Annotated in this window: 15 protein-coding genes; 10 read left to right on the top strand and 5 right to left on the bottom strand. The window is 72.4% G+C overall.

Annotation, left to right across the window (positions count from 1 at the left end; translation table 11 throughout):
* The first annotated feature begins 150 nt into the window (after positions 1-150).
* From serC to IF55_RS40010, 4 genes are all read left to right on the top strand, one after another.
* Complete coding sequence (gene serC / locus IF55_RS10090; RefSeq protein WP_030880980.1) at positions 151-1269, top strand: phosphoserine transaminase; 1119 nt, start codon at positions 151-153, stop codon at positions 1267-1269.
* Between the two features lie 193 nt (positions 1270-1462).
* The gene (locus IF55_RS10095) at positions 1463-2143 is read left to right on the top strand and encodes a GDSL-type esterase/lipase family protein (protein ID WP_030880981.1); all 681 of its coding nucleotides are present in this window, start codon (positions 1463-1465) and stop codon (positions 2141-2143) included.
* Positions 2144-2267: 124 nt separating this feature from the next.
* Positions 2268-3008, top strand: coding sequence for an RNA polymerase sigma factor (locus IF55_RS10100; protein ID WP_398244803.1), 741 nt, complete (start codon positions 2268-2270; stop codon positions 3006-3008).
* Complete coding sequence (locus IF55_RS40010) at positions 3005-3574, top strand: hypothetical protein (protein WP_063763935.1); 570 nt, start codon at positions 3005-3007, stop codon at positions 3572-3574. The genes IF55_RS10100 and IF55_RS40010 overlap by 4 nt, the downstream gene beginning before the upstream one ends.
* A gap of 23 nt (positions 3575-3597) precedes the next feature.
* Here IF55_RS40010 and IF55_RS10110 read toward each other — a convergent pair whose 3' ends face one another.
* Positions 3598-4293, bottom strand: coding sequence for an eCIS core domain-containing protein (locus tag IF55_RS10110; protein ID WP_063763940.1), 696 nt, complete (start codon positions 4291-4293; stop codon positions 3598-3600).
* 904 nt (positions 4294-5197) lie between these two features.
* On the opposite strand from IF55_RS10110, the gene IF55_RS10115 reads away from it, so the two are divergent.
* On the top strand, positions 5198-6196 hold the full coding sequence (locus IF55_RS10115; RefSeq protein ID WP_030880990.1) for an aldo/keto reductase: 999 nt from the start codon (positions 5198-5200) through the stop codon (positions 6194-6196).
* A 270-nt stretch (positions 6197-6466) separates the two neighbouring features.
* Here IF55_RS10115 and thpR read toward each other — a convergent pair whose 3' ends face one another.
* The gene (gene thpR, locus IF55_RS10120) at positions 6467-7033 is read right to left on the bottom strand and encodes an RNA 2',3'-cyclic phosphodiesterase (RefSeq protein WP_030880993.1); all 567 of its coding nucleotides are present in this window, start codon (positions 7031-7033) and stop codon (positions 6467-6469) included.
* A 19-nt stretch (positions 7034-7052) separates the two neighbouring features.
* Here thpR and IF55_RS10125 point away from each other — a divergent pair, with 19 nt between their 5' ends.
* Positions 7053-7553, top strand: coding sequence for a GNAT family N-acetyltransferase (locus tag IF55_RS10125; protein WP_106980351.1), 501 nt, complete (start codon positions 7053-7055; stop codon positions 7551-7553).
* A 522-nt stretch (positions 7554-8075) separates the two neighbouring features.
* Here the strand turns inward: IF55_RS10125 and IF55_RS10130 are convergent.
* Both IF55_RS10130 and IF55_RS10135 read right to left on the bottom strand, forming a co-directional pair.
* Entirely contained in the window at positions 8076-9452 is a 1377-nt protein-coding gene (locus tag IF55_RS10130; protein ID WP_030880999.1) for an MFS transporter, read from the bottom strand.
* Between the two features lie 29 nt (positions 9453-9481).
* Complete coding sequence (locus IF55_RS10135) at positions 9482-9952, bottom strand: MarR family winged helix-turn-helix transcriptional regulator (RefSeq protein ID WP_048831834.1); 471 nt, start codon at positions 9950-9952, stop codon at positions 9482-9484.
* Between the two features lie 142 nt (positions 9953-10094).
* Here IF55_RS10135 and IF55_RS36970 point away from each other — a divergent pair, with 142 nt between their 5' ends.
* Positions 10095-10283, top strand: coding sequence for a ribbon-helix-helix protein, CopG family (locus IF55_RS36970; RefSeq protein WP_078644053.1), 189 nt, complete (start codon positions 10095-10097; stop codon positions 10281-10283).
* Positions 10284-10337: 54 nt separating this feature from the next.
* Here the strand turns inward: IF55_RS36970 and IF55_RS10140 are convergent, their stop codons facing one another.
* Entirely contained in the window at positions 10338-11804 is a 1467-nt protein-coding gene (locus IF55_RS10140; RefSeq protein ID WP_030881004.1) for an NCS2 family permease, read from the bottom strand.
* A 273-nt stretch (positions 11805-12077) separates the two neighbouring features.
* On the opposite strand from IF55_RS10140, the gene IF55_RS10145 reads away from it, so the two are divergent.
* From IF55_RS10145 to IF55_RS10155, 3 genes are all read left to right on the top strand, one after another.
* Positions 12078-12350, top strand: coding sequence for a DUF2530 domain-containing protein (locus IF55_RS10145; protein ID WP_030881007.1), 273 nt, complete (start codon positions 12078-12080; stop codon positions 12348-12350).
* Positions 12351-12531: 181 nt separating this feature from the next.
* A complete protein-coding gene (locus IF55_RS10150) occupies positions 12532-14919 on the top strand; it encodes a cation-translocating P-type ATPase (protein ID WP_030881011.1) in 2388 nt (795 codons plus the stop codon).
* Positions 14920-15044: 125 nt separating this feature from the next.
* Positions 15045-16232 (top strand): GDSL-type esterase/lipase family protein, encoded by a 1188-nt coding sequence (locus tag IF55_RS10155; RefSeq protein ID WP_078644115.1) that lies wholly within the window; start codon positions 15045-15047, stop codon positions 16230-16232.
* The last annotated feature ends 50 nt before the right edge of the window (positions 16233-16282 follow it).

Below are 16282 nucleotides of genomic sequence, written 5' to 3' on the forward strand. Positions count from 1 at the left end.
AGCCTGCCCACTGATCGCCGCCCTCATCGCGCCCCGTCCGCCGTCCGCCGTCCGAGGGCGACACGGGACACCCTTCGGCCGCCCGCGGGAATCCGTCTCGGGAGATGGACCCCGGTATGTCCCCGGCCCCGGACGGATTACGCTTCGCCCGTGGCCGAGATCCAGATTCCCGCTGACATCAAGCCCGCCGACGGTCGTTTCGGCGCTGGCCCGTCCAAGGTACGTACGGAGGCGCTCAGCGCCCTTGCTGCCACCGGCACCTCACTGATGGGCACGTCGCACCGCCAGGCCCCGGTCAAGAACCTGGTCGGCAAGGTGCGTGACGGCGTGCGCGACCTCTTCTCCCTGCCCGAGGGGTACGAGGTCGTCCTGGGCAACGGCGGTTCCACCGCCTTCTGGGACATCGCGACCCACGGGCTGATCGAGAACAAGTCTCAGCACCTCACGTTCGGCGAGTTCTCGTCGAAGTTCGCGAAGGCCGCGAAGCTCGCCCCCTGGCTGGCCGAGCCGTCCACGATCGGCTCGGAGCCCGGCAGCCACCCGGAGCCGGCGGCCGAGGCGGGCGTGGACGTCTACGCCCTCACCCACAACGAGACCTCGACCGGCGTCGCCGCCCCCATCAAGCGGGTCGCGGGCGCCGACGAGGGGGCGCTCGTCCTGGTGGACGCGACGTCCGGCGCGGGCGGCCTGCCCGTGGACATCGCCGAGACCGACGTCTACTACTTCGCGCCGCAGAAGTCCTTCGCCGCCGACGGCGGCCTGTGGCTGGCGGTGTTCTCGCCCGCCGCCCTGGAGCGCGCGGCCCGCGTGCACGCGTCCGGCCGGCACGTACCGGAGTTCTTCTCGCTGCCGACGGCCATCGACAACTCCCGCAAGAACCAGACGTACAACACCCCGGCGCTGGCCACCCTCTTCCTCCTCGCCGACCAGCTCGACTGGCTGAACGGCCAGGGCGGCCTCGACTGGGCCGTGCAGCGGACGGCCGACTCCTCGTCGCGGCTGTACGGCTGGGCGGAGAAGTCCGGCCACGCGAGCCCCTTCGTCACCGACCCGGCCAAGCGCTCGCAGGTCATCGGCACCATCGACTTCGCCGAGTCCGTCGACGCGGCGGCCGTCGCCAAGGCGCTGCGCGCCAACGGCATCGTGGACACCGAGCCCTACCGCAAGCTGGGCCGCAACCAGCTCCGGATCGCGATGTTCCCGGCGGTCGACCCGGCGGACGTCGAGGCGCTCACCGCGTGCGTCGACTACGTGATCGAGAAGCTGTAGCAGCAGCCGCCGCTTTACGGGCGTGAGTACGGGCCTCCGGCGCCGAGCCGGGGGCCCGTACGCGTGCGCGGGCGGATGGGGGACGGGACGGCCGCGTGGGCAAGGTCACGTACCGGCCCGGCTGCCGCATCCGGAATACTCCGATACGCGGCCCCCGTTCCCGCTCCCACCCCCGACCAGGAAAAACACCACCGTGCGCATCATGTTCGTCGGCGACTCGCAGACCATCGGGGTCGCCGGTGACTTCACCTGGCGGTACCGGATGTGGCAGCACCTGGAGGCCGCGTACGACGGCCCGTACGAGATCGTCGGCCCGCGCCACGGCCTGTACGACAGGGCGGCCGACGCCCCCGTCTCCCACGACTACGCGGACCCGGCGTTCCCCCGCTCCGCGCGGGCGCACCTCGCGGGGTGGGGCGAGGGCTGGCTGCACATGGCACCGGTCATCGGCGACGCGGTACGGGCCGGGCGCGCCGACACACTGCTGGTGGCGCTCGGCCTGATCGACCTCGGCTTCTACACGGACGCCGACCAGACGGCGGCCAACGTCCGCCGCTTCCTCGCGGCGGCCCGCGAGGCCAACCCGCGGCTGCGGGCCGTACTCCTGCCCGTCATCCCCAACACCCGCGCCGAGACGGACCCGCCGTTCGCCGCCGCGTGCGAGCGCTTCAACGAACTCCTCGCCAAGACCGTCGCCGACCTCTCCTCCCCCACCTCCCCCCTCCTCCTGGCCTCCCCGCCCACCGACTACGCCCTCCCCCACGCCACCTACGACGGCACCCACCCCAACCCCCACGGCGAACACCGCATCGCCGCCGCCTTCGCCACCGCCCTCCACCAGGGCTGGGCCGTGGGCGGCCCGTACCGTTCCTGAAGCGACGCGTGGCGCTCCGCCGTCGGTCGGTTCGTTGGAAATCTCTCGGTGGGTGGCCGCAACCGGGGGGCGGGTTGTGCGTCTGGTGGGGTGAAGGCGCCTTCGACCGAGGTGAACGAGGTCTATGCACCCCATATCCGTGCCGTCCGCGCCGCTGCTCCTGTCGGAGGCGGCGGCGCCGGCGGGTCATGCCCCGTGCGGCCGGGGGATTCTGGCCCGGGCCCGGGCGCTGCTGCGGCGTGCGCGTGTGGCCGAGGAGCGGCCCGGGCCCCGGACGGCCGCCGAGACGCCCCTGTACGGGCGCCGGCTGCGGGCCATGCGGCGGCCCGCCGAAGGCGACGGGCCGGGAGAGGGCGACGGGCCGGGAGAGGGCCGGCGGCCCACGCTGGCGGATCTCTACCACGCGCGGCGGCTGGAGATGGTGCGGCTGGCGGTGTTCCTGGTGGACGACCGGCACACGGCGGAGGACGTCGTGCAGGACGCGTTCACGGCGGTGTGCCGCCGGCACGGCGCGGCGCTGGACGATCTCCAGGACGCGGCCGCGTATCTGCACACGGCGGTGGTCAACGCCGCCCGCTCCGTACTCCGCCGCCGCCGTACGGCACGGGCGTACACGCCGCCGCACGAGGGGTACGGGCCGCCCGTCGACGAGCGGCTGCTGCTCGCCGAGGAGCACCGGGAAGTACTGGACGCCCTCGCCGAGCTGACCGAGCGTCAGCGCGAGGTGCTGGTGCTGCGTTACTGGTCGGAGCTGTCCGAGGCGCAGATCGCGGAGGCCCTCGGGCTGTCCCGCGGCACCGTCAAGTCCACCGCGAGCCGCGCGCTGGACGCACTGGAGAGAAGACTGCTGGAGGCGGACCGTTGAGCCCACGCCACCCCGGCGCGGCGGCCGACCGCCACGCCGAGACCGAAGCGCGGCTGCGCGCGGCCCTGGAGGCCCGTGCCGAGCTGATCACCCCGCACGACCTGGCGCCCGCACCCCCGCCGGCCGGCCGGGCCTGGGGCACGCGCCGGGTGCGGCGGGCCGTCCTCGCCGCCGTCGGCGCCGTCGCGGCGTCCGCGGCCCTGTGGCTGCTGCTGCCCGGCAGCCCGCTGCGGACCCACCAGGCGCCGCCCGCGTACGGTCCGGCCGCCACGCCCACGCCCCCGCCCGCCCCGAGCGACGCGCCCCACCCGAGCGCCGACCCCGCCGCCCCCACCCGGGCCAGGCCCAGCGGCTCCCCGCGCTCCACCGCCGACCCGACCCCGACTCCGGGCCGGGGCCGGGACGCGGACTCCGATTCGGGCGCGGGCTCGGACGCGGGCTCCGATTCCGCCCGGGTCCGCCGCGACCTCGACCGCCGTACGGGCTCGGGCCCGGGCCCGGATCGTACGAGCCCCGCCGACGGCGGTACGGGCCGTACGGATCGCGCCGGTCAACAGCGCGGGTGATCGCACTCCGACCCCCCGGCGTCCTAACCCAGCATCCGCGCCACGGCCCTGTTGCCCGCCACGCCCTGCAAGGAGCGCATCCGCGCCACCGCCGCCCCGTCGACCGAGCGCTGGACGGACGGCGCCGTCTCGGCGCCGGCGGCGAACGCGGCGCCGTCGGCCTCCGCCGTCCGCTCCGAACTCTGCCGCGGGTCGGTCACGCTGACGCCGGCGCCGTTGTCGTTCCCGGTCTCCCGGATGCCGCGCAGGTTCTTGTCGACGTGGCCCAGCTCATGGCCCATGACCGCCTTGTTGCCGGCCGCCCCCCGCCCCAGGAAGACGTGGGAGCCGACCGTCATCGCCTGCGCGCCCATGGCCTCGGTCGCACGCTGCGCGACGGGGTTGTCGTGAACGCGGGCGGCGGAGAAGTCGTTCTGGTAGAAGGAGTCCGCCTCGGCGCGCAGTCCGCCGGACAGCGGACGGCTGGAGGAGGACATCGCCGCGTTCAGCAGCTCGCTCTGCGCGGCGGCGCCGCCGTCGTCCCCGCCGTGCCCGCAGCCGGCGCCGTGCACGTGCTGCTCCCGCTCGGAGGAGCGGGCGACGGTCCCAGAGGCGGCCAGCCGCTGGATCGACGTGACCTCGGCCGCGGTCAGCGGGCGGAGGTCGGCCGCGCTCCGGGCGGGGCTCCGCCGGTTCGCGCCCGGAGTTCCCGCGTCGGCCTTTTCCGACTGCGACCGCATATGGTTCCGCCTCCGTGGGTGGTGGGTGAGGTTATACCTCGTTCCATTCCTTCACTCACGGCCCAGCGGCACCAGGGTCTGCCGGGCATCGGCTCGGGCAGAGAGCGGTGCCCCATAGGCCCCTTGCCAGACGCCGTACGCGAAGCGGCGCGCCTACCCGCGCCGGGCGACTCGGCAGGCGGCGAGCCGGCAAGGCTCCCGTACCGCGCGTAAGACGCACCGCACCGGCACGGGAGCCCCGTCAGTCACCCGCCCATGAAGGACGGGCCTCATGGAGGACAGGCTCAGCGCATCCACTCCGCGTAGAGGTTGGGAAGGCCCTGCTGGGGGGCGCTGACGCAGGTGGCCTCGTGGTACTGGGGGTTGAGCTTCAGGTCCTCCTGCATCTGGTCGTAGCACGCCTGCCAGGAGTCGTACGACTCGGCGCCGACCTGCTCCCAGCCGTCACCGGCCGGGGGGGTCGGCGGCGAAGGCGGAAGAGGCGGTCAGCGGGACGGCGATCACCGCGGCGCCCACGGCGAGACCGAGGGCGATACGAGTACGCATCGACTTCATGGATTCCTCCATCGGTTGTCTTAATGATGTTGTCGTCGTGACGTCCTCGCACAGTTCGCCCGGCGCCCGCCGGGGCCGAAAGCCGCCTGTCCCCCGCGCAGTTCACCAGGTTCTGTGCGTCATGCACCCGGTTGGATGCGCGCACCGGGTCGCGAGTTCACCGGGTGACGGGAGTTTCGGAAGCTCGCGCTCCGGAGTGCGCGGCGGGTCGGTTCGCGATGCACGGGCGGGCAGCCAGGAGCGCCCGGCCGCTCCTTGACCGTGCGGCGGCGGAACGGCCGGGGCGCCGCACCCGCCACGGCATGGCTGTCTTGATTCGAGTGTGCTCGAAGGCGTTGGCTATGGCCCCATGGAGTACACGCAGCTCGGACGCACTGGTCTCAAGGTCAGCCGCCTCGTCCTCGGGACGATGAACTTCGGCCCTCAGACGGACGAAGCGGACAGTCACACCATCATGGACGCCGCGCTCGGCGCGGGCGTCAACTTCTTCGACACGGCCAACGCCTACGGCTGGGGCGCCAACAAGGGCCGTACGGAGGAGATCATCGGCAGTTGGTTCGCGAAGGGCGGCGACCGGCGGGACAAGACCGTCCTCGCCACCAAGGTCTACGCGAACATGTCCCTCGACGACGGCCCCGCCTACCCCAACCACGACAAGCTCTCCGCCGTCAACATCCGCCGCTCGGTCGAGGCGAGCCTCAAGCGGCTCGGCACCGACCGCATCGACCTCTACCAGTTCCACCACGTCGACCGGGACACCCCCTGGGACGAGATCTGGCAGGCCATCGACGTTCTCGTGCAGCAGGGCAAGGTCCTCTACGCGGGGTCCAGCAACCACGCGGGCTGGCACCTCGCCCAGGCCAACGAGACCGCCCGGCGCCGCGGCTCGTACGGGCTGGTCAGCGAGCAGTGCCTATACAACCTCGCCGAGCGCCGCGCCGAGATGGAGGTCGTACCGGCCGCGCAGGCGTACGGGCTCGGCATCATCCCCTGGTCCCCGCTGCACGGCGGGCTGCTCGGCGGCGCGCTCCGCAAGGAGCGCGAGGGCGGCACGGGCCGTACGTCCGCCGGGCGGGCCTTCGACGCCCTCCAGGACCCGGCCGTGCGCGAGCGCGTCCAGGCGTACGAGGATCTGCTGGCCAAGCACGGTCTGGAACCCGGCGAGACGGCGCTGGCCTGGCTGCTGACCCGGCCCGGCGTGACCGGCCCGATCGTCGGCCCGCGCACCACCGACCAGCTCGCGTCCGCGCTGCGCGCCGTCGAGCTGGAGCTGTCCCCGGAGCTGCTGTCCGCGCTCGACGAGATCTTCCCGGGCCCCGGCCCGTCCCCGGAGGCGTTCGCCTGGTGACCCGGCGGGCGGGCCCGGCCGCGCGCCGCGCCCGCCCCACGCCGCTTCCTGTACGCCGCCCCGTACCGCCCGGTCAGCGCGTCACTTGACCGCCGCCATCACGACAACGACGACGAGCAGCACGGCGAGCACACCGGTCATGATCCGGTTGCGGGTCTTGGGGTCCACACCCCTGAGGTTAACCGGAGCCCCGGGCAACCGGACGCCGAGGCCCCGCCGGGCCCGGCCCTCCGGCGGTCCGGCCCGTCCCCGCCCGTCCCCCCGCCCCCGTCAGCGGCTGCCCAGCCGCCACACCGCCAGCGCCTCGTAGCGCGGCCGCTCGCCCTTGATCCCGGAGGCGGGGAGGTGGCTGCGTACGAGCGTGAGTTCCCGCGCCGTCCACGGCGCGCCCTCGAAACGGGCCAGCTCGCTGACGTACGGGCGCAGGTCGGCGTCCGCGCGGTTACGGGCGAGGGTGAGGTGCGCGCGGAACGCGCGGGCGTCGGCCGACAGGGCGGCGGCCCGGCGGCACCCCGCCGCCACGGACTCGGCCAGCCGCCCGAGCGCCGCCGTCTCACCCGCGGCCCCCGCCCACAGGGCCCGGTCCCCGAACCGGCCGCCGCGCGAGAGCCGCAGCCCCGGCGGCCGGTGCCGCGCCGCCGCCCGCCCCAGCCGCTCCCGCAGCTCCGGCAGGACGGCCTCGTCGGTCTCGCCGAGGAAGGCCAGCGTGAAGTGCCAGCCCGCGGCCTCGGTCCAGTGCAGCCGGTCGGCCCCCGGCAGGGCCTTCAGCCTGCGGACCTCCGCGGCCAGTTCCGCGACGATCTCGGCGGGAGGAATCACGGCGACAAACAGCCTCATGCGGCTTAGTCTGACGCAAATGGAGATCAGGGAGGGCGGGGCCGAGGACATCCCCGCGATACTCGCGATGATGGACAGCGCCGTGGAATGGCTGGTCGCGGAGGGGCGTACGGGCCAGTGGGGCACCGAGCCGTTCTCGTCGCGGTCGACGTCCGTGGACAAGATCAGGGAGACGGTGGGGTCCGGCCCCACGTGGATCGCCGAGGTCGACGGCGAGGCGGCCGGCGCGATGACGATCGCTTCGCGCCCGTCGCCCTACATCGCCCCGGCCGACGAGCCCGAGGTGTTCGTCCGCCTCCTCGTCACCGACAGCCGCTTCCGCGGCCACGGCGTGGGCAGCGCGCTGCTCGCCCACGCGGTCGAGGAGGCCCGCCGCCAGTCCGTCCGCCTGCTCCGCGTCGACTGCTACGCGGGCGGCGAGGGCCGCCTCGTCGACTACTACCGCCGCAACGGCTTCACCCCCACGGAAACCTTCGACGTCAACGGCTGGCCGGGCCAAGTGCTCGCGCAGCGCGTCTGACGGCCGGGCACTCGCCTTACCCTCCCCCGGACGCCGGGGCCCCACACCGTACGGGCACCCGCCCAAGGAGAGGGCCCCGCGCCCGCACGGCCGCTGAAACCAACGGCCCGTCCGTACCATCGCCGAGGCCCGCCCATGGGCCCCACCCGTACGCCACCGCACAAGCCACGGCGCCCACTCGCGAGCCACCGGCCCGGCCCCCGTACAGCCGCCGATGACCGCCCGTAGGCCGCAACGGTCTCCCGCCAGCCGCCGCCCCGGGCGGCATCGGCACCGGTCCCGCGCCCGTAACGCCCCTCCGTAGCAACGCCAATGGCCGGGGCCCCTCGCGAAGGACTCGCGATGAAGGGCCCCGGCCATCGGCGTCGTACGGCGGAGCGGGGACGAACAACGCCCCGCTTTCAACCGACCGGCCCGCCGCCAGGCGAACCGACATCAGCCAACCCGCCGTGAGACGACCCGCCGTCAGGCGAACCACCGTCAGCCGGCCCGACATCAGCCAACCCGCCGTCAGGCGAACCGTCAGGCGACCGTTGCCAGTTCCTCCTGCCGGCCGGCTGAGGCTGATCGTGCTCGGGGGACGAAGGCCACGTGGCGGTGGCCGGGGCGGAGGTCTATGCGGAGGCGGAGGCCGCCCACGCGGGCGAGGGCGAGGCCGACGCCGACCGCGGCGAGGAGGGAGATCAGGCCGCCGGTGAAGAAGCCGACGCGCGCGCCGAACTGGTCGGTGACCCAGCCGACGAGCGGTGCGCCCACCGGCGTGCCGCCCATGAAGACCATCATGAACAGGCTCATCACACGCCCCCGCATCGCGGGATCGGTGGCGAGCTGCACGCTGGAGTTGGCGGTCACGTTGACCGTGAGGCCGACCATGCCGATCACCACCAGCAGCACGGCGAAGACGCCGAAGGAGGGCGACAGCGCCGCTGTCATCTCCAGCAGGCTGAAGATCACGGCCGCGCCGACCAGCAGCCGCAGCCGCGAGGTGGTGCGCCGGGCCGCGAGCAGCGCGCCGGCCAGCGAGCCGGCCGCCATAAGGGTGTTGAACAGGGCGTACGTACCGGCGTCGGAGTGGTAGACGTCATTGGCGAACGCGCTGAGCCACACCGGGAAGTTGAAGCCGAAGGTCCCCACGAAGCCGACGAGGACGATGGGCCAGATCAGTTCGGGGCGCCCGGCGACGTACCGCAGGCCCTCCTTCAACTGGCCCTTGCCGCGCGGCACCTGGTCGACCTTGTGCAGCTCGCTCGTGCGCATCATCAGCAGGCCGGCCAGCGGCGCGACGAACGAGACGCCGTTGAGCAGGAACGCCCAGCCGCTGCCGACGGCGGTGATCAGCGCGCCCGCGACGGCGGGGCCGATCAGCCGGGCGGACTGGAAGTTGGCGGAGTTGAGGCTGACCGCGTTGCGCAGGTCGTCCTGGCCGACCATCTCGACGACGAACGCCTGGCGGGCGGGGTTGTCGATGACGGTGACGAGGCCGAGGACGAACGCGGTCACGTACACGTGCCAGACCTGGACCTGGCCGCTGAGCGTCAGGGCGGCCAGGGCGAGGCCGGTGAGGCCCATCGCGGACTGGGTGATGAAGAGAAGCTTGCGCTTGGGGTAGCGGTCGGCGAGGACGCCGCCGTACAGCCCGAAGAGCAGCATGGGCAGGAACTGCAGCGCCGTGGTGATGCCGACGGCCGTGGAGGAGCCGGTCAGGCTGAGTACGAGCCAGTCCTGGGCGACGCGCTGCATCCAGGTGCCCGTGTTGGACACCACCTGTCCGGTGGCGAAGAGCCGGTAGTTACGCACCCTCAATGAGCTGAAGGTCCCGCCCCGTGGCTTTGGCTCGGCGGGTATGTCGTCGTCGGTGTTCGGTGCGGGTGCGGAGTCTGCTCCGTGTCCCGTACTCAAATGGGGTCGCCTCCTACGGCATGGTCGTCTTACAGATGCGCGAGCTTCTCCAGTACGGGCGCGGCGGCGCGCAGCGTCGCCCACTCGTCCTCGTCCAGCTCCCCCACCAGCTCGGCGAGCCAGGCGTTGCGCTTGCGCCGGCTCTCCATGAGCATGGCCTCGGCCTGCTCGGTCTGGGTGACCACCTTCTGCCGGCGGTCCTCGGGGTGCGGTTCGAGCCTGACCAGCCCCTTGGCCTCCAGGAGCGCCACGATGCGCGTCATCGACGGCGGCTGTACGTGCTCCTTGCGGGCCAGCTCACCGGGGGTGGCGGAGCCACAGCGGGCGAGCGTGCCGAGCACCGACATCTCGGTGGGGCTCAGCGACTCGTCGACCCGCTGGTGCTTGAGCCGACGGGACAGGCGCATGATGCCGGAGCGCAGCAGGCTCACGGCTTCGACGTCGTCCGGGGGGTCGGGGGTCTCCTCCGCCACGGGGAGGGGGCTGGACAGTTCCGGCATGGTCTTTAGCATAACTCATTACTCCGTCTAAGGAAAACCGGAAAAGGCCGGGGCCCGGCATGTCACGGCGGCTTCACCCGTACGGGTGAGCGCACGCGGGAAAAGAGCCGTCGGACCGGCCGCCCCCTGGACCCTGGCACGCATGGGATCAAGGGTGCTCAGCCTGCGGATGGACGGCGACCTGCTGGACCGGGTCCGGCAGCACGCCGAGAAACGAGGAATGAGCGTCCAGGACTACGTGGTCCGGACGCTCATTCGGGACGACTTCGACGAGCGGTTCCAGCGCTCGGTCGACGCGACGGAGGCGTTCTACTCCGCCCCGCCGCCGTGAGGGACCTCTCGCTCTCCCCTGCTCCTGCTCCTACTTCTGCTTCCGCTTCTGCTTCTACTTCACGCCGAGCACCTGCTCGATCGGGTTGAGCAGGAAGTAGACGAGGAAGCACGCCCCCACCACGTTCAGCAGCCACGGGATCTCCCGCGCCCGCCGGTCCGCGATCCGCAGCAGGATGAAGGCGAGCACGCCGAGCCCGATGCCGTTGGTGATGCTGTACGTGAACGGCATCGAGATGATCGTCAGGAACGCCGGGATCGCGATGGTGAAGTCGCTCCAGTCGATCTCCCGGACGTTGGCCGACATGATCAGGAAGCCGACGACGAGCAGCGCGGGCGTCGCGGCCTGCGAGGGCACCACCGTCGCCAGCGGCGTGAAGACCAGCGCCAGCAGGAACAGCCCGCCGGTCACGAAGTTCGCCAGGCCCGTACGGGCGCCCTCGCCGACACCCGCCGTGGACTCCACGAAGCAGGTGTTGGCGGAGGCCGACCCGAGGCCGCCGGCCGCGACCGCGACGCCGTCCACCATCAGGATGCGGCCCATGCCCGGCAACTGGCCGCGCTCGTCCGTCAGCCCGGCCTCCTCGCCGACGCCGATGATCGTGCCCATCGCGTCGAAGAAGCCGGACAGCAGCACGGTGAAGACGAAGAGGCAGCCGGTGAGGATGCCCACCTCGTGGAAGCCGCCGAACAGGCTGATGTCGCCGATGAGCGAGAAGTCCGGCGCGCCCACCACGTTGTCCGGGACGGTCGGCACCGACAGGCCCCAGCTCGCGTCCGGGATGGTGGCGATCGAGTTGATGATGATCGCGACGACGGCCATCGCCACGATGCCGATCAGGATCGCGCCGCGCACCTTGCGCACGGTCAGTACGAACATCAGCCCCAGGCCGATCACGAACACCAGCACCGGCCAGCCCTGGAGCTGGCCGCCCGCGCCGAGACCGAGCGGGACGGTGGTGTGCGCGGCGTCCGGGTTGCGCGAGACGAAGCCGGAGTCGACCAGGCCGACCAGCGAGATGAACAGGCCGATGCCGATCGCGATGGCCCGGCGCAGCCCGCCCGGGATCGCGTCCATCACCCGCTGCCGCAGTCCGGAGGCGACCAGCACGATCAGCACCAGGCCGGCCAGCACCACCATGCCCATCGCCTCCGGCCAGCTCATCTTGGGCGCGAGCTGGAGCGAGACGACGGCGTTGATGCCCAGGCCCGCGGCGCAGGCGATCGGCACATTGCCGATGGCGCCCATCAGGATCGTGGTGAGCCCCGCCATGAGGGCGGTCGCGGTGACGAGCTGGGCGTTGTCGAGCTGGTGGTGGAACTTGTCCTGGCCGCTGCCCAGGATGATCGGGTTCAGGACGATGATGTAGGCCATCGCGAAGAACGTGGCCAGCCCGCCGCGCAGCTCGCGGCCGACGGTCGAGCCGCGCTGGGAGATCTTGAAGAACGCGTCGAGCCAGTTCTTGGGCGGCGTCGGGAGCGGCGGCTTGGCGTCGACCGGAGCGGTGGCCGAGGGGGACATGCGGGACCTCAGTCGTACGGGCCTCCGGGGAGGCGCGGAAAGGCGAGCGGGACTGCGGAGACCGATAGCGCCGATAACTCTGCACACTCTGGAAGCCGAACAGACCCTGTTTGGATGATCCAACGAAAGAAACAAGTCAGATACGAGCGGTTTCAGTATGAATAAACAAGGCATCAATTGCTATCTCCGCGCGTAGACCCCTATGAACCACCGGTTCCGCTCGTGTCCCGGCCACGCGGGGCCCCCGCGACATCACCGTCTAGGCTGGAGCCCATGACGAAGTGGACACCGCGGCACGAGGCGCCGGAGCCCTACGAGGGCAATGTCGTCGCCACCATCACCGGCGGCACCATCGCGTGGTTCATCCTCTTCCTCGCCCAGCTCCCGTTCTACGGGTGGTTCCACGACAACGGGCACCTGTGGTGGGTGTGGACCTGCCTGGCGGGGGCGGCGCTGGGGCTGCTGGGGGTCTGGTACGTACGCAAGCGCGACGCCGCCATTCGTAGGCACTCGGCCAAGGCTGCGGAGTCGCGGGAGGACGCGTAGTTCTCGGGGCTCCGCCCCGGACCCCGGTCCTCAATCGCCGGACGGGCTTGGAGTGGCCGGACTCCCAGGTTGCGAGTGCGGGACGCTCAGCGCCGGTGGGTGGTTGATGAGATGTCTGCCACGCCGCCGAACGCGTATATCCAAGGGGTGAACCGGACGTGAGCCCCGTACCGTCGTTGGCATGACCGATCCGGCGCAGACCGCAGTCGAAGAGCCCGTACCACCGTCCGCGCACCCCGGGCTGACCACCGCGCAGGTGGCCGAGCGGGTCTCGCGCGGGGAGGTCAACGACGTACCGGTCCGGTCCTCGCGCTCCACCACGGAGATCATCCGCGCCAACGTCTTCACCCGCTTCAACGCCATCATCGGCGTCCTCTTCCTGATCATCCTGATCGTCGGGCCCATCCAGGACGGCCTCTTCGGCTTCGTGATCGTCGCGAACACGGCGATCGGCATCATCCAGGAGCTGCGGGCCAAGAAGACCCTGGACAGCCTGGCCGTCATCGGCGAGTCCCGGCCCACGGTGCGCCGGGACGGCAGGGCGGCGGCGATCCCGACCGGGGAGATCGTCCTCGGCGACACGATCGAGCTGGGGCCCGGCGACAAGTGCGTGGTCGACGGCGAGATCCTGGAGGCCGACGGGCTGGAGATCGACGAGTCGCTGCTGACCGGCGAGGCGGACCCGGTGCTGAAGCACCCCGGCGACAAGGTGATGTCGGGGTCCTTCGTGGTGGCGGGCGGGGGTGCGTTCACCGCGACGAAGGTCGGCCGGGAGGCGTACGCGGCGCAGCTCGCCGAGGAGGCGTCCCGGTTCACGCTCGTCCACTCCGAGCTGCGCACCGGCATCAGCCAGATCCTCAAGTACGTGACCTGGATGATGGTCCCGACCGCGATCGGGCTGATCGTCAGCCAGCTCGTGGTGCAGAACCACGACTGGCGCGAGGCTGTGCGCCGGGTGGTCGGCGGCATCGTGCCGATGGTCCCCGAGGGGCTGGTGCTGCTGACGTCGGTGGCGTTCGCGATCGGCGTCATCCGGCTCGGCCGCAAGCAGTGCCTGGTGCAGGAGCTGCCCGCCATCGAGGGGCTGGCCCGCGTCGACGTGGTCTGCCTCGACAAGACCGGCACCCTCACCGAGGGCGGCATGGACGTCACGGAGCTGCGGCCGCTGGACGGCGCCGAGGAGCCGTACGTACGCCAGGTGCTCGGCGCCATCGGCCAGTCCGACCCCCGGCCGAACGCGTCCCTCCAGGCGATCATCGACGCCTACCCCGCCCCCGACGGCTGGCACTCCACCAACGCGCTGCCGTTTTCCTCCGCCCGCAAGTACAGCGGCGCGGCGCTCGGCGGCCCGGACGGCGAGGAGAGCACCTGGCTGCTGGGCGCCCCCGACGTGCTGTTGCCGGACGGCGACGCGTCCCTCGCCGAGATCGACGACCTGAACGCGCAGGGGCTGCGGGTGCTGCTGCTGGCCCGTACGGAGCGGGCACTGGACGATCCGCGCGCCGCACAGGGCGTACGGCCCGCCGCGCTCGTCATCCTGGAGCAGCGGCTGCGGCCGGACGCCGGGGACACCCTCGCCTACTTCGCCGAGCAGAACGTGGCGGCGAAGGTCATCTCGGGCGACAACGCGGTGTCGGTGGGCGCCGTCGCCGGGAAGCTCGGCATGTCCGGCGCGGAGCGCCCCGTCGATGCCCGGCGGCTGCCGTCCGAGCGGGACGAGATGGCGGCCGTACTGGAGGACGGCGCGGTCTTCGGCCGGGTCAGCCCGCAGCAGAAGCGGGACATGGTGGCGGCCCTCCAGTCGCGCGGCCACACCGTCGCGATGACGGGCGACGGCGTCAACGACGTGCTGGCGCTCAAGGACGCCGACATCGGCGTCTCGATGGGCTCCGGCTCCGAGGCGACGCGGGCCGTCGCCCAGATCGTGCTGCTGAACAACAGCTTCGCGACGCTGCCGTCCGTGGTGGCGGAGGGCCGCCGCGTCATCGGCAACATCACCCGCGTCGCGACGCTCTTCCTGACGAAGACCGTGTACTCGGTGCTGCTGGCGATCCTCGTCGTCTGCTCCCAGGTCCCCTACCCCTTCCTCCCCCGCCATCTGACGCTGCTGTCCACGCTGACCATCGGCGTGCCCGCGTTCTTCCTGGCGCTGGCGCCCAACAAGGAACGGGCCAAACCGCACTTCGTCCGCCGGGTGATGCGCTACTCCGTGCCCGCGGGCGTCATCGCGGGCGCCGCCACCTTCGCCGCGTACCTGCTGGCCCGGCACTACTACACCGGGCCGGGCGCGCTCGACGCCGAGACGAGCGTCGCGACGCTGACCCTCTTCATCGTCTCCATGTGGGTCCTGGCGATCATCGCCCGCCCGTACACCTGGTGGCGGATCGGGCTGGTCCTGGCGATGGGGGCCGGGTTCCTGATCGTCCTCATCACTCCCTGGCTCCAGACGTTCTTCGCGCTCAAGCTCGTCGGCACCACCATGCCGTGGGCCGCCGTCGCCATCGCGGCGATCGCGTCCGCGGTGCTGGAGGTCGTCTGGCGCTGGGTGGGCCGGCGCTTCCCGGTCTGACGGCCCTCGGCCCGACGGCACCGGCCTGACGGCCCGCGTCAACGGCGTGCCCGCGCCTGACTCGTTGGAGGGGCGGCGCGGGCGGCGGCACATATCCGCCGCCCGCCATGGCAATCCAGCACCTCATGACAATTTCTCGGGTACGAGGCCGGCGCCGCCTCGCCGTCGCGACCGCCGCCGTGGCCGCCCTCTGCGGGGCCGGGCTCACGCAGGGCGGCGCCGTACAGGCGCAGGGCAAGGCCGCGGAAACACCGTGGGTGGTGTCCGTCGGCGACAGCTTCATCTCCGGCGAGGCGGGGCGCTGGGCGGGCAACAGCAACGACAGCGAGGGCGGCTACTCCGGCACGGACCGCGCCTTCGACGCCACCGACGGCACGACGGACGAGCACCGGGTGTACGGCACGTCCTACGACGACCACTGCAACCGCTCCGACAGCGCCGAGGTCCACTCCGCGCGGCCCCAGGCCCGGGCCCAGCGGCTCAACGTCGCCTGCTCCGGGGCGACCTCCACCGCGATCCTGCTGCCCGAGCACGGCGGCAGCCCCTTCAAGACCGAGCCGTCCCAGGCCCAGCAGCTCCAGGACGCCGTCACCGGACACCCGGTGCGGGCCGTCGTCGTCTCCGTCGGCGGCAACGACCTCGGCTTCGAGGACGTCATCACGGCCTGCGCCAAGAACTTCCTCCAGCCCATCGGCGCCACGCCCTGCGCCCCGGACCAGGCCCCGGAGGTCAAGAAGCGGCTGCCCGCGATGCGCACCGCGGTCGTCAACACCCTCGCCGACGTCACCACGGCCATGGCCCGGGCCGGCCACCGGGCGGGCAGCTACCGGCTGATCCTCCAGTCCTACCCCTCGCCGCTGCCCGACGGCGCGCGGGTGCGCTACCCCGGGGACGGGTACGACCGCCTGACGCAGGGCGGCTGCCCGTTCTTCGACAAGGACCTCACCTGGGCCCACGACGAACTCGTCCCCGAGATCAGCACCACCCTCGCCTCCGCCGCCCGCGCGTCCGGCGCCGAATTCCTCGACCTGTCCCGCTCCTTCGAGGGCCGGGAGGTCTGCGCCTCCACCACCGCCCAGGCCGGCCCCGACCAGCGGCCGTCGGGCCGCACCAGCGAATGGGTGCGCTTCGTGACCACCGGCCACGGCCAAGGCCAGCGCCAGGAGTCCCTGCACCCCAACTACTACGGGCAGCTCGCCCTCGGCACCTGCCTCGGCCTCCAGCTCGACCGGGCGCCGGGCGACCGGCGCTGCACCAACACCGCCGGGGCGGGCCCGCGTGACATGCGGCTGAGCCCCGCGCCCACGGCCTGAGCCGCCGGGGCCGCGCCCGTATCGCCCATACCTCACGTATCGCCCGTACC

The organism is Streptomyces varsoviensis (assembly GCF_000718635.1).
Taxonomy (GTDB): domain Bacteria; phylum Actinomycetota; class Actinomycetes; order Streptomycetales; family Streptomycetaceae; genus Streptomyces; species Streptomyces varsoviensis.

Excerpts from the sequence above, each read along its gene's own strand:
- IF55_RS36970 (WP_078644053.1), top strand. The coding sequence starts at position 10,095 with ATGGGATCAAGGGTGCTCAGCCTGCGGATGGACGGCGACCTGCTGGAC.
- IF55_RS10150 (WP_030881011.1), top strand. The coding sequence starts at position 12,532 with ATGACCGATCCGGCGCAGACCGCAGTCGAAGAGCCCGTACCACCGTCC.
- IF55_RS10135 (WP_048831834.1), bottom strand. The coding sequence starts at position 9,952 with ATGCCGGAACTGTCCAGCCCCCTCCCCGTGGCGGAGGAGACCCCCGAC.
- IF55_RS10155 (WP_078644115.1), top strand. The coding sequence starts at position 15,045 with ATGACAATTTCTCGGGTACGAGGCCGGCGCCGCCTCGCCGTCGCGACC.
- thpR (WP_030880993.1), bottom strand. The coding sequence starts at position 7,033 with ATGAGGCTGTTTGTCGCCGTGATTCCTCCCGCCGAGATCGTCGCGGAA.
- IF55_RS10110 (WP_063763940.1), bottom strand. The coding sequence starts at position 4,293 with ATGCGGTCGCAGTCGGAAAAGGCCGACGCGGGAACTCCGGGCGCGAAC.
- IF55_RS10115 (WP_030880990.1), top strand. The coding sequence starts at position 5,198 with ATGGAGTACACGCAGCTCGGACGCACTGGTCTCAAGGTCAGCCGCCTC.
- IF55_RS10140 (WP_030881004.1), bottom strand. The coding sequence starts at position 11,804 with ATGTCCCCCTCGGCCACCGCTCCGGTCGACGCCAAGCCGCCGCTCCCG.
- IF55_RS10145 (WP_030881007.1), top strand. The coding sequence starts at position 12,078 with ATGACGAAGTGGACACCGCGGCACGAGGCGCCGGAGCCCTACGAGGGC.
- IF55_RS10100 (WP_398244803.1), top strand. The coding sequence starts at position 2,268 with ATGCACCCCATATCCGTGCCGTCCGCGCCGCTGCTCCTGTCGGAGGCG.
- IF55_RS10125 (WP_106980351.1), top strand. The coding sequence starts at position 7,053 with ATGGAGATCAGGGAGGGCGGGGCCGAGGACATCCCCGCGATACTCGCG.